8 protein-coding genes, 1 tRNA gene and 1 riboswitch are annotated in these 12,554 nt (G+C 71.0%); of the genes, 4 read left to right on the top strand and 5 right to left on the bottom strand.

The window, feature by feature from the left end; genetic code table 11:
- The first annotated feature begins 1 nt into the window (after position 1).
- On the top strand, positions 2–1,228 hold the full coding sequence (locus tag ACZ59A_RS27070) for a cation:proton antiporter (RefSeq protein WP_470963362.1): 1,227 nt from the start codon (positions 2–4) through the stop codon (positions 1,226–1,228).
- 32 nt (positions 1,229–1,260) lie between these two features.
- Positions 1,261–2,730: a membrane-associated oxidoreductase gene (locus ACZ59A_RS27065; protein ID WP_470963359.1), complete on the top strand. Its 1,470-nt coding sequence runs from the start codon at positions 1,261–1,263 to the stop codon at positions 2,728–2,730.
- Between the two features lie 15 nt (positions 2,731–2,745).
- On the opposite strand, the gene ACZ59A_RS27060 is transcribed toward ACZ59A_RS27065, so the two are convergent.
- Positions 2,746–4,611, bottom strand: coding sequence for a CASTOR/POLLUX-related putative ion channel (locus tag ACZ59A_RS27060; protein ID WP_470963356.1), 1,866 nt, complete (start codon positions 4,609–4,611; stop codon positions 2,746–2,748).
- 127 nt (positions 4,612–4,738) lie between these two features.
- Positions 4,739–5,284: a MarR family winged helix-turn-helix transcriptional regulator gene (locus ACZ59A_RS27055; RefSeq protein WP_470963353.1), complete on the bottom strand. Its 546-nt coding sequence runs from the start codon at positions 5,282–5,284 to the stop codon at positions 4,739–4,741.
- Positions 5,285–5,401: 117 nt separating this feature from the next.
- Positions 5,402–5,623, top strand: a riboswitch (cobalamin riboswitch).
- Positions 5,624–5,786: 163 nt separating this feature from the next.
- On the opposite strand from ACZ59A_RS27055, the gene metE reads away from it, so the two are divergent.
- The gene (gene metE / locus ACZ59A_RS27050) at positions 5,787–8,096 is read left to right on the top strand and encodes a 5-methyltetrahydropteroyltriglutamate--homocysteine S-methyltransferase (RefSeq protein WP_470963350.1); all 2,310 of its coding nucleotides are present in this window, start codon (positions 5,787–5,789) and stop codon (positions 8,094–8,096) included.
- Between the two features lie 371 nt (positions 8,097–8,467).
- Here metE and ACZ59A_RS27045 read toward each other — a convergent pair.
- Positions 8,468–8,541: transfer RNA gene (locus ACZ59A_RS27045), tRNA-Pro, on the bottom strand.
- 86 nt (positions 8,542–8,627) lie between these two features.
- Positions 8,628–9,557 carry a metallophosphoesterase gene (locus ACZ59A_RS27040; protein ID WP_470963347.1) on the bottom strand — a complete coding sequence of 310 codons (930 nt, stop codon included), beginning with the start codon at positions 9,555–9,557 and terminating at the stop codon, positions 8,628–8,630.
- A gap of 77 nt (positions 9,558–9,634) precedes the next feature.
- Here ACZ59A_RS27040 and ACZ59A_RS27035 point away from each other — a divergent pair, with 77 nt between their 5' ends.
- Entirely contained in the window at positions 9,635–10,105 is a 471-nt protein-coding gene (locus ACZ59A_RS27035) for a GatB/YqeY domain-containing protein (RefSeq protein WP_468043598.1), read from the top strand.
- 112 nt (positions 10,106–10,217) lie between these two features.
- Here ACZ59A_RS27035 and ACZ59A_RS27030 read toward each other — a convergent pair whose 3' ends face one another.
- Positions 10,218–12,464 (bottom strand): transglycosylase domain-containing protein, encoded by a 2,247-nt coding sequence (locus ACZ59A_RS27030; protein ID WP_470963344.1) that lies wholly within the window; start codon positions 12,462–12,464, stop codon positions 10,218–10,220.
- Positions 12,465–12,554: the final 90 nt, after the last annotated feature.

Genomic DNA, 12,554 nt, shown 5'->3' with positions numbered 1-12,554 from the left:
GATGCACTCTTCTGCCGTCTTCCTGATCGAGTTCGGTGCGGTCATCCTTGGCCTCGGACTGCTGGGCCGACTCGCCGGACGCTTCCAGTTCTCGCCCATCCCCCTCTATCTGCTCGCCGGGCTGGCCTTCGGCGAGGGCGGGCTGCTGCCGCTCGGGGCCAGTGAGGAGTTCGTCGCGATCGGCGCCGAAATCGGCGTCGTCCTGCTGCTGTTGATGCTCGGGCTGGAGTACACCGCCAGCGATCTGGTCAGCAACCTCAAGACCCAGTACCCGGCCGGGCTGGTCGACGCCACGCTCAACGCCCTGCCCGGCGCCGTCATGGCGCTGCTGCTGGGCTGGGGCCCGGTGGCTGCCGTGGTGCTGGCCGGGGTCACCTGGATCTCCTCGTCCGGCGTCATCGCCAAGGTCCTCCGCGACCTCGGCCGCCTCGGCAACCGCGAGACCCCGGTCATCCTGTCCATCCTGGTCCTCGAAGACCTGGCGATGGCCGTCTATCTGCCGATCGTCACCGCCCTGCTGGCCGGTGTCGGGCTGGCCGCCGGAAGCGTCACCCTGGCCATCGCGCTCGGCGTCGCGGGCTTCGTCCTCTTCGTCGCCGTCCGCTTCGGCCGCCACATCTCCCGGTTCGTCTCCAGCGACGACCCCGAGAAGCTGCTGCTCGTGGTGCTGGGCCTGACCCTGCTGGTGGCCGGGATAGCCCAGCAGCTCCAGGTCTCCGCCGCCGTGGGCGCCTTCCTGGTGGGCATCGCCCTCACCGGATCGGTCGCCGAGGGCACCCACAACCTGCTCAGCCCGCTGCGCGACCTGTTCGCGGCCGTCTTCTTCGTCTTCTTCGGCCTGCACACCGACCCCGCCAGCATCCCGCCGGTCCTGCTGCCCGCCCTGGCCCTGGCCGTCGTCACCACCTGCACCAAGATCGCCACCGGCTACTGGGCCGCGCGGCGCGCCGGGATCTCCATCAAGGGACGCTGGCGCGCGGGCGGCACCCTGGTCGCCCGCGGTGAGTTCTCCATCGTCATCGCCGGACTCGCCGTCACCGCGGGCATCGAACCGTCGCTGGGCCCCATGGCCACGGCGTACGTCCTGATCCTGGTCATCATCGGCCCCCTCACCGCGCGCTGGACCGAGCCCCTGGCGCGCCGCCTCATCCGCCCCAAGCCCGCCGCGGCTCCCGCCGCCGAAACCGCCGCCACCGAGCCGAAAGCCCGCGAGACACAGCGCGGTTGACACCCCGGACGCGCCGCGACACGATCCCGCCGGTGGAGATCACGCACCTGACACCGGCGGAGCGGCGCGTCTGGCGGGCCTTCCCACTCGACGAGAGCGTCGACTTCCGCGAAGGCGCCGACGACGACCCCGAAGACGGCGGCTCCTGGGGACCCGAGCGGACCATACGAGCCGAGGTGCTGCGCGCGCTGTTGCTCGACGGGCCCACCCGCGACGGCGAGGTGGCGGGCCTGAAGCTGACCGGCGCGCGCATCACCGGGGAGCTGCGCCTGAAGTACGGGGTGGTCGAGCACGCCGTACGGCTGCGGTCCTGCCACTTCGAGCGCACCCCGCAGCTGTACGGGGCCCGGCTGCGCGTCCTGGTGCTCAGCGACTCCACCCTCCCCGAGCTCACGGCCGGGGCCCTGCACACCGAGGGGGTCCTGCGGATGAGCAGGTGCCGTACGACCGGCCCGGTGCGGCTCGCGGGGGCGCAGATCACCGGCGGGCTCTTCCTCGAAGGGGCACGTCTGGGCACCCCGGACACCCGCTGCGAACAGCCGTTGCTCCAGCTCAACAACGCCGCCATCGGCACCGACATCCAGGCCAAGGGCCTCGTCGCCCACGGCCGGATACGGCTCAACGAGGCCACCGTCACCGGCCAGGTCAACCTCGACGACAGCGAACTCCACGACCCCGGCGGCACCGCTCTGCACGCCGAGAACCTGACCGTCGGCACCGATCTGCACGCCATGCGGCTGCGTGCCCACGGCCGCGTCAACCTCCGCGGCGTACGGGTGCCCCGCCACCTCAACCTCGCCCACGCCCGGCTGTCCCACCCCGGCGGCCAGGCCCTGCGCGCCAGCAGCTGTGTCGTCGGCGAGCTGTGGCTACGCGAAGCCGCCCCCATCGAGGGCGAGGTGAACCTGCGCGGCTCCCAGATCGACCTGCTGCACATCCGTCCCGAGGTCTGGCCCGACCGCGTCAGGATCGACGGCCTCGCCTACCGCAGCCTCGCGCCGCACCTCCCCGCCGAAGAGCGGCTGCCGCTCCTGGAACGCGAGGCGGACGGCTATCTTCCGGCCCCCTACGAGCAGTTGACCACCGCCTATCGCGCCGCGGGCGACGAGGCCGCCGCCCGTACCGTCCAGCTCGCCAAGCTCCGCCGCCACCGCCGCACCCTGCCCCGCCACGCCCGCGCCTGGGGCCACCTCCAGGACGTCACCGTCGGCTACGGCTTCCGCCCCCTGCGCGCCGCGGGCTGGCTCTTCGCCCTGCTGCTCACCGGCACTCTGGCCTTCGCGCTCCACCACCCGCGGCCGCTGAAATCCGGCGAGGCCCCCGATTTCAACCCGGCCTTCTACACCCTCGACCTGCTCCTCCCCATCATCGGCTTCGGGCAGGAGAGCGCCTTCGCCCCGCAGGGCTGGTACCAGTGGCTCTCGTACCTCCTGATCGTCACTGGCTGGATCCTGGCCACCACCACCGCGGCGGGCGTCAGCCGCTCCCTGAGCCGTCAGTAGGCCGACCTGTCCGCCTCACTCCTCGGCGAGCACGACGATCGCGTCGCCCTCGTCCAGGACCAGCGGCGCGGCCTTGTCGGGGTTGAGGAAGACACCGTAGGCGGGCGGTACGTCGGCGTGGCGCGCCAGCCGGTAGCCGACGGCCGTCTCGCCGCGCCGCCGTGCGGCCTCGACGACCGTCGCGAAGTTGGCCTCGGCCCCGGGCACCAGGTAGTTGGTGGCCGGTTTGAGGTAGATCTCCGAACCCTCCGGGTCGAAGAGGTCGATGAACACCGTGTAGAGGTCGCGGTTCTCGGTCAGCTGGGTCAGCAGCAGGCTGATGACCTTGGTGCTGACGATGAAGTCGTCGGCCTTGGTGACCTGGGCGATCTCCCGGTTGCTGTCGTCGTTCATCTCCGTGACGATCGAGTACGGGTCGCCGAGCCGCACTTCGATGTCGCGCAGGTGCAACAGCGTCACCAGCGTCCGGTCATCGGCGCGCTTGGGGTCGATGGTGTCGTCGGACAGCACCACGATGTGCTGGTAGCCGCCGAGGTCGAGCGCCTCCAGGGACGACCGGCGGGTGGGTTCGCACCGCTTGTGGCCGACCGTCAGGTTCTTCAGCCCCTCTGGCGCCGCCTTCCGCGGCCGCCGCGGCGCCGCGACGTCCACCGCCGAGCCAGGTTCGACGAAGCTGTCCAGCAGCGTGATGAGCTTCGGCGCCCGGGAGTTCCAGCCGATCAGCAGGGTGCGGTCCGGTACCGGCGGCCGACCCGGCGCGGTGGTGATCGCGGACGGGACGATCTCGGGCCGGGTCTCGGCGCGCCGTATCAGCAGATCGTCCTCGGCCATCACCAGCAGCTGGTCGTCGGCGCGGACGACGGTGTCCATCGGCGGGTTGAGCAGCACCTCACCGTCGCTTCTGCGCAGCCCGGCGGCCATGCCCAGCGCGTAGTGGGCCAGGGTGTCCGCGTACGTCGAGCCCGCCAGCGCGGGCTGGTCCTGGAAGTAGAACTCGTTTCCCTCGAAGCTGAGCAGTTCGTTGAAGACGCTGGACAGCCCCGACTGCCGGTGCGCCTGGGCGATGAGCCGTACGGCGATGTCGTCGGCGTCGATGATCAGCGCGTCCGTACCGGCGGCGAGACGGGCCGCGGGCAGGTTGTCCGAACTCTCCACGGCCGCCACGATGTTCGGCCGCGGGCCCTTCCACTTCCGGCTGTTGAGCAGCAGAAGCACCTTGATGACGTCCGTGTCGGTGTCGTCCCCGACCGGGGGCAACACCATGATTGACTTGGCGGTGTCGGGGCTCACCAGCTCCAGATCGCGCCGCTCCAGCGGGCTTCCGGAACGGCAGACCACCCGGGTGCGGCCGGTCGCGGGGATCCGGTCGCGGATCTGGTCCTCCATGTCGACCTTGTCGTGGTCGGCGAGGATCACCACACAGGAGCGGCGGGCGCTCTGGTTGGCCTCCACCAGCTCCGCGATCACCGTGAACACCTGGTCCGACCAGCCCAGTACGACCGTGTGGCCGCGCTCGATCAGCCGCGACCGGCCCTTACGGAGCATCTGGATCCGGTTCTCCAGGCCCGTGGTGAGCACACCGATGAGCGCGCTGACGATGAAGATGCCGCCGATCGTGACCGTGAGCATCAGCACCAGGAACAGCGGTCGGCCCGTGTCCCCGCCCATGGTGCCCGGATCGAGCGTACGCAGCAGACTCATCCACACCACGCCCGACCAGCCGCCGCTCTTCCGGGTGTCCTCGTGGCTGAAGGCGACCACCAGCGTGGAGACCGCGGCTATCAACGCCAGCGAGGCGAGGCCGAGCCAGCCGATGAGGGCGGGCGTCCCCCGGTCCATCGTGCCGTCGAACCAGTACCGCAGCCGGTCCCGCAGCCTCATCGCACGTCCCCATCCCTCCGGCCACCCACCGGTCTTACGGTCTCCCAGAGCAGTTGATCATTCTCGCAGGGTTACGCGGGTCCACCGGCCGGGCGCCGACCGGACGGCCTGCGACGGGGGCGTACGGTCACCAGGCGGCGTGGGCCTGCGGGCCGGAATCGACGGACGGCTCGCCGCCCGCCTCGGCGAACGCCTGCAGCGCCTCGATCAGATGACGCCGCTGACCGGCGGGCATGACGCCGACGATGCGCGCGATCTCCCGGCGGCGCCGATCGGTGACCTCGGCCACGACGCGCCGACCGCCCTGGGTGAGCGAGATCATGCTGGTACGCCGGTCCTCGGGAGACTCTCCGCGCGCGACCACGCCCGTCGTGACCAGGCGGTCGATCATGCGCATCGCGGTCGACGGCTGGACGCCCAGCTCCCCGGCCAGCCCGGACAGGCTCAGCGGCCCTCCGGCGTCCAGGACGACCAGCATCCGGAACTGCGGCAGCGTCAGGGATTCCTCCACCGCGGCCAAGGACCGGGCGGAGACGGCGACGAGCAGCCGGGACGCGGTCAGCACGGCGGTGACCATCGCCTCGGCGTCGGAGCCGGGGGTTTCTGTTTCCGGGGCTTCGGTAGACGAGACCTCGGTATCGGGCTGGGAGGAGCCTAAGCGGCGGCGCGGCATACGCCCTTTCTACCCTTCGCCGCACCCGGCCGCGTACGCCGCGGTCCTGCCCACCGTCCGCCCGCGGCTTGCCGGTCGCGCGCGGGCGGGGGGTGCCCCGATCCGGCGGCACGGCCTAGGCTGGGTCCCGCAGCTGGTTCGCCCTGTCCGCCAGGCAGGCGCGTCGTAAGAGGGAACCCGGTGGAAATCCGGGACTGCCCCGCAGCGGTGAGCGGGAACGACCGCCGTCACACGCACTGGGTCCGACAGACGGACCCGGGAAGCGACGGCCAGTAGGTGCCTCGTACGTCACGAGGCGTGCCCGCGAGTCCGAAGACCTGCCCGTTGCCCGCGCGCGACCGATCGCGCGCGGACATCCCGGTGACCTCGAGGGCGGGTCGGCGTACCTACCAGGCGGACGCGCGCGTATCGGACGCGCGGTCGACCCGCCCGGTTCGTCGCTCCTTCGCGCCCCTGAGCCCGCCGGGATCCTCAGGAGAGCACGCTCGCGAAGGAGAGCTACGTGACAGCGACATCCGCGGCCGCGGCGGCACGGGCCACCGTGTACGGCTACCCCCGCCAAGGACACCACCGCGAACTGAAGAAGGCCGTCGAGGGCTACTGGAAGGGCCGGATCGGCGCCGACGCCCTCCGGGAGACCGCCGCGAACCTGCGCCGGGAGAACTGGCGGCAGCTGGCCGACGCCGGTATCCACGAGGTGCCCACCGGTGACTTCTCCTTCTACGACCATGTACTGGACGCCAGCGTCATGGTCGGCGCCGTCCCGGACCGCCACCGCTCCGCCGTCGAAGCCGACGCGCTGGACGGCTACTTCGCCATGGCGCGCGGCACGCAGGAGGCCGCGCCGCTGGAGATGACCAAGTGGTTCGACACCAACTACCACTACCTGGTGCCCGAACTCGGCCCCGATACCGTCTTCGCCGCCAACTCGGCGAAGCAGGTCGCCGAGCTGTCGGAAGCGGTCGCACTCGGTCACACCGCCCGGCCGGTCCTGGTCGGTCCCGTCACGTACCTCCTGCTCGCCAAGCCCGCCCCCGGCGTCGCGCCGGACTTCGAACCGCTCACCCTGCTGGACCGGCTCCTGCCGGTGTACGCGGAGGTGCTGGCCGATCTGCGGGCGGCCGGGGCGCGGTGGGTGCAGCTGGACGAACCCGCGCTCGTCCAGGACCGCACCGCCGCCGAACTCAACGCCGCCGCCCGCGCGTACCGCGAACTGGGCGCCCTCACCGACCGCCCCCGGCTGCTGGTCGCCTCGTACTTCGACCGCCTCGGCCAGGCCCTGCCGGTGCTGGCCAAGGCCCCCGTGGACGGGTTGGCGCTCGACTTCACCGGGCCCGCCGCCGCCAACCTCGACGACCTCGCCGCCGCCGGCGGTCTGCCCGGCAAGCGCCTGGTCGCGGGCGTCGTGGACGGCCGCAACGTGTGGATCAACGACCTCGCCGCCTCGCTGTCCACGCTCGGCACCCTGCTCGGCCTCGCCGACCGGGTCGACGTCGCCGCCTCCTGCTCCCTGCTGCACGTGCCGCTCGACGCCACCGCCGAACGCGACATCGACCCCCAGATCGCCCGCTGGCTGGCCTTCGCCCGCCAGAAGACCGCCGAGGTCGCGACCCTCGCCCGCGGCATCGCCCAGGGCACCGGCACCATCGGCGCGCAACTCGCCGCCAACCGGGCCGACCTGGCCTCCCGGGCCACCTCCGCGCTCACCCGCGACCCGGCCGTACGCGCCCGCGCCGAGGCCGTCACCGACGCCGACGTCCACCGCCCCGAGCCGTACGCCGAGCGCGCCCCGGCCCAGCGCGCCCGGCTGCGGCTGCCCGCGCTGCCGACGACCACCATCGGCTCGTTCCCGCAGACCGCCGAGCTGCGCACCGCCCGCGCCGACCTGCGCGCCGGACGCATCGACACCGCCGGATACGAACAGCGCATCGCGGCCGAGATCCAGGACGTCGTCTCCTTCCAGGAGAAGACGGGCATCGACGTCCTGGTGCACGGCGAGCCCGAACGCAACGACATGGTCCAGTACTTCGCCGAACAGCTCACCGGCTACCTCGCCACCCAGCACGGCTGGGTCCAGTCCTACGGCACCCGCTACGTCCGCCCGCCGATCCTCGCCGGTGACATCTCCCGCCCCGAGCCCATGACGGTGCGCTGGACGACGTACGCCCAGTCCCTCACCGACCGCCCGGTCAAGGGCATGCTCACCGGCCCCGTCACCATGCTCGCCTGGTCCTTCGTCCGCGACGACCAGCCCCTCGCCGACACCGCACGCCAGGTGGCGCTCGCCCTGCGCGACGAGGTGACCGACCTGGAGTCCGCGGGCACCCCGGTCATCCAGGTCGACGAACCCGCCCTGCGCGAAACCCTCCCCCTGCGCACCGCCGACCGCCCGTCCTACCTGGCCTGGGCCACCGAGGCGTTCCGCCTCACCACCGGCGGCGTACGCCCGGACACCCAGATCCACACCCACATGTGCTACGCCGAGTTCGGGGACATCCTCCCGGCCATCGACGACCTCGACGCCGACGTCATCAGCCTGGAGGCCGCCCGCTCCCATATGCAGGTCGCCACCGAACTCGCCGAAGCCCACTACCCCCGCGAGGTCGGCCCCGGCGTCTACGACATCCACTCCCCCCGCGTCCCCGGCCCCGCCGAAACCGCCGCCCTGCTCCGCACGGCCCTCGCCGCCATCCCCGCCGAACGCCTCTGGGCCAACCCGGACTGCGGCCTGAAGACCCGAGCCTGGCCCGAGGTCCGCGCCTCCCTGGACCACTTGGTCGCGGCGGCCCGCGAGGTCCGGTCCACGCTGTAGCCACTATTGCGAATTACTTGCAATAGCATCATCCATGCAGCAAGCTGAACATGTACGGGGTCGGCCCGACCGCCTTTCGGTACGTCCTTCCCGAGAGGTGATCGCCTTCTCACACGGCACCCGCCGGACGTTGGCCGACCCCGTCGTCAGCACCGCGGCTCGCGCTGTCGGCATCCGCCGCAACCGCACGCCCGCGCCGGATGCGGCCAGCACCGTGTGCAGCACGGCGAGTTCGCCTTGGGCCATTGCCGTTGCCATCCCCGTCCAGCCATCGCGACGCCAGCGATGCGGTGTCCCCAAGGTGGCCCAGAAACGAGTCAGGGGCCTGATCCGCTTTCGCGGATCAGGCCCCTGACCTGGTGTTCCTTCAGTCGGGGTGGCGGGATTTGAACCCACGACCTCTTCGTCCCGAACGAAGCGCGCTGCCAAGCTGCGCTACACCCCGAAGCAACGAGCTCTACTTTAGCGGACCTGTGGCCAGACACGAAATCCGGTTTCCGGGGGCTCGCAGGTCGGGGCGGGGGAGGTGGGTCAGGGGGCCTGGGGGGTGAGGGTGAGGAGGGTGGCCTCCGGGGGGCAGGCGAAGCGGATGGGGGTGTAGCGGTTGGTACCGCAGCCTGCGGAGACGTGGAGGTAGGAGGTGTGGTCCCCGGCGTCGTGGGTGGAGAGGCCCTTGACGCGGCGGGTGTCCAGGTCGCAATTGGTGACCAGGGCGCCGTAGAAGGGGATGCACAGCTGGCCGCCGTGGGTGTGGCCCGCGAGGATCAGGGGGTAGCGGTCGGCGGTGAAGGCGTCGAGGACGCGGAGGTACGGGGCGTGGACCACGGCGAGGGAGAGGTCCGCGCCGGATTCGGGGCCCCCGGCTACCTCGGCGTAGCGGTCGCGCTTGATGTGCGGGTCGTCGAGGCCGGTGAGGGCGATCTCCACGTCGTCCAGCTTGAGCCGACCGCGGGTGTTCGACAGGCCGACCCACCCGGCCGCGTCGAAGGCGTCGCGCAGCTCCGTCCACGGGTTGTGGATGGCGCCGACGGCCGGGGCGTTGCCGTTCAGACCGTGGCGGCCGCTGGCCTTTTCCAGCAGGTAGCGGGCGGGGTTGCGCAGCTTCGGTCCGTAGTAGTCGTTGGAGCCGAAGACGTACGCGCCGGGGAACTCCATCAGCGGGCCGAGCGCGTCGAGGACCTCGGGGACGCCTTCCGGATCGGAGAGGTTGTCGCCGGTGTTCACGACGAAGTCGGGGCGCAGGCCCGCGAGCGACTGGAGCCAGCGCTGCTTCTTGCGCTGCCCGCTCACCATGTGGATGTCGGAGACCTGCAGGACGCGCAGCGGCCGCATGCCGCGCGGGAGCACGGGCACGGTGATGCGGCGGAGCCTGAAGGACCGCACTTCGAAGCCGACGGCGTAGGCGAGACCGGCTGCGCCGACCGCCGTGATTCCCAGAGGTACTCCGTATCGCGCGCGCATGCTCTCCATGGTCGCAGAACGCCGCGGGGGGAGAAATCTTCGGGTGATTCCCGGCCAGTGCTGGCAGACTCGGCGCCATGACCACCACGCTCAAGTCCAGGCTGCATGACGATCTCACCGCGGCGATCAGGGCGCGCGATGAGCTGCGCTCCTCCACGCTCCGGCTCACCCTCACCGCGATCTCGAAGGAAGAGGTCGCGGGGGAGCGGGCGCGGGAGCTGTCCGACGCCGAGGTGGAGAAGATCATCGGGCGCGAGGCGAAGAAGCGCCGCGAGGCGGCCGAGGCGTTCGAGAAGGCCGACCGGGCGGCGCAGGCCGAGCGGGAGCGGGCGGAGGGCGAGGTGCTCGCCGGGTATCTGCCGCAGCCGCTCACGGACGACGAGCTGGACGCGCTGGTCGCGGAGGCGGTGCGGGAGGCCGTCGCGGGCGGCGCCGAGGGGCCGCGGGCGATGGGCGCCGTGATGAAGATCGTGAACCCGAAGATCGCGGGTCGGGCCGAGGGCGGCCGGGTCGCCGCCGCGGTGAAGCGGCAGCTCGCGGGCGGGTAAGGGTCAGTACAAGGGGCCGCACGGAAACAAGGGCCGCACAGAAACAGGGGACGGAGAAGGGGCCCGGACGGTCGTCCGGGCCCCTTCCGCGCTCAGTCAGCCGCGCGTACCGCTACCGCGGCCACTCGAAGCCGCCGTTCCCGTTCCCGCCGTTCCCGTTGCCGCCGCCGATCACGCCCGGCGGGAGGGAGATGTCCGGCCAGGGCTTGTTGTCCCGGCCGCCGCCGTTCCCGGGCTTGTCGCGGCCGGGCTTCTCCCGGCCCGGCTTCTTGCCCGGGGTGGGCTTGCGCGCGTTGGGGTCCTTGATCGGCACGGTGACGAATTTCGGCGCGGGCTTTCCGTTCAGCGCGCCGCTCATCGCGTCCTTCCAGATGGGACCGGGGGTGTCCGCGCCGTAGACCTTCTCGTGGGGAACACCGCCGATGGTGATGTTCTCCATCTTGAGGTCGCTGGCGCCGGGGCCGCCGCCGACCCACACCGCCCCCGCGAGGTTCGGCGTGTACCCGACGAACCAGGCGGCCCGGCGCTCGTCCGTCGTACCCGTCTTGCCCGCGCTCGCCCGGCTCTGCAGACCGGCCTGCTTGCCGGTGCCGTCCTCGACCACACCGCGCAGCAGGGTGTTGATCGTGTCCGCGGTCTTCTCGGACATCGCGCGCGAGCACTTCGACTGCGGCACCTTCAGCTTCTTGCCGCCGGGGCCGGTGATCGAGTCGATGAAGACCGGGGAGCAGTAGACGCCGCGGTTGGCGAAGGTCGCGTACGCGTTGGCCATGGTCAGCGGGGAGAAGCCCTCGGTGCCGAGGGTGAGGGAGGGCACCTGGTGGTGCTCCTTGCCGTCGGCCCGCTCGACGCCCATCTTGTCGGCCAGCTCGGTCACCGGGCAGACGCCGATGTCGCTGATCATCTGGACGAAGTAGGTGTTGACCGACTTCGCGGTCGCCTCCTTCATCCCGTACGGGCCGCGCTCCGACTCGTTCTCGTTCTCGACCGTCGCGCCCTCGCTGTTGCTCCAGGTGCCCTTGCAGGTGTTGACCGGGCTCGGGTACTCCATCTTGTACGGCGAGGAGTAGCTCTTGTACGGCTTCATGCCCCGCTCGAGGGCGGCCGCCGCGGTGATCGGCTTGAACGTGGACCCCACCTGGAAGCCGTAGTTCGAGCCGCCCATGGAGTGGTCCGCGGAGAGGTTGATCTGGGTCTGGTCCGTGCCGAAGCCGTACGGCTTGGACTGGCCCATGCCCAGGACCTTGCCGGTGCCCGGCTCGACGAGCGAGACGGCGGTGGCGGCCTTGTCGGACTGGTACACATGGGACTTGATCGACTTCTGGACCGACTCCTGCGCCTGCGGGTCCAGCGTCGTACGGATCGTCAGGCCGCCCTGGTTCCAGCGCTTGGCGCGCGTCGCCGCCGTCTTACCGAAGACCGGGTCGTTGAGGAAGATCTGGCGGACGTAGTCGCAGTAGAAGCCCGCGCCCTTGACCGCCGTGATGCAGCCGCTGCGCGGCATGCTGACATCGAGGCCGAGCGGCTTCTTCTTGGCGGCCGCGGCCTGGTCCGCGGTGATGTCCTTCGTATCGGCCATGCGCTGCAGCACGGTGTTGCGGCGGGCCTTCGCGGTCTCCGGGTTGGTGACCGGGTCGTAGCGGCTCGGCGACTGGACGAGACCGGCCAGCAGCGCGGCCTGCTCCACCTTCAGGTCCTTGGCGGGCTTGCTGAAGTAGCGCTGGGCGGCGGCCTCGATGCCGTAGGCCTGCTGCCCGAAGTACGTGATGTTGAGGTAGTTCTCGAGGATCCGCCGCTTGCCCAGTTCCTTCTCGACCTGGATCGCGTACTTCAGTTCCTTGATCTTGCGGCCGATGGACTGCTGGGTGGCCTCGGCGAACTTCTCCTTGCTGTTCCCCGCCTCCTCGACGAAGACGTTCTTCACGTACTGCTGGGTGAGGGTGGAGGCGCCCTGCGAGACGCCGCCGCTCTGCGCGTTCCTGTTGGCGGCGCGCAGCACGCCCTTCAGGTCGACCGCCCCGTGCTCGTAGAAGCGCGCGTCCTCGATCGCGACGATCGCCTTGCGCATGTACGGGGAGACGTCGTCCAGCTTCACGATGGTGCGGTCGCGCGAGTAGACCTTCGCGATCTCGCCGCCCTTCGCGTCCAGGATCGTGGTCCGCTCACTGAGCGGCGGCGTCTTGAGATTGGCCGGAATATCGTCGAATTCCTGGACCGTTTCCTTGGCGGTGAGGCCGAATGCCCCGACAGCGGGAAGCGCGAGCCCGGCCATCACGGCGCCGGCCAGCGCGCTGACGCCGAGGAACTTGGCGGCCTGTTGAGCGGTGGACAGCCCTCCGCCCGAGCGCGTGTAACCCATAAGAGGCAGCCTACGTGGCGAATCGCCGGACAGGGGACCGCGTGTTCGCATACGCTGTTTCACGCCAGCCACGCATGTGCTGCCGCGCCA

It is taken from the genome of Streptomyces sp. NPDC040405 (assembly GCF_055595765.1).
Note: the sequence above shows the minus strand (reverse complement) of the source record. Positions and strands in the feature narration are given on the sequence as shown.

Excerpts from the sequence above, each read along its gene's own strand:
- ACZ59A_RS27035 (WP_468043598.1), top strand. The coding sequence starts at position 9,635 with ATGACCACCACGCTCAAGTCCAGGCTGCATGACGATCTCACCGCGGCG.
- ACZ59A_RS27070 (WP_470963362.1), top strand. The coding sequence starts at position 2 with ATGCACTCTTCTGCCGTCTTCCTGATCGAGTTCGGTGCGGTCATCCTT.
- ACZ59A_RS27055 (WP_470963353.1), bottom strand. The coding sequence starts at position 5,284 with ATGCCGCGCCGCCGCTTAGGCTCCTCCCAGCCCGATACCGAGGTCTCG.
- ACZ59A_RS27060 (WP_470963356.1), bottom strand. The coding sequence starts at position 4,611 with ATGAGGCTGCGGGACCGGCTGCGGTACTGGTTCGACGGCACGATGGAC.
- ACZ59A_RS27030 (WP_470963344.1), bottom strand. The coding sequence starts at position 12,464 with ATGGGTTACACGCGCTCGGGCGGAGGGCTGTCCACCGCTCAACAGGCC.
- ACZ59A_RS27040 (WP_470963347.1), bottom strand. The coding sequence starts at position 9,557 with ATGCGCGCGCGATACGGAGTACCTCTGGGAATCACGGCGGTCGGCGCA.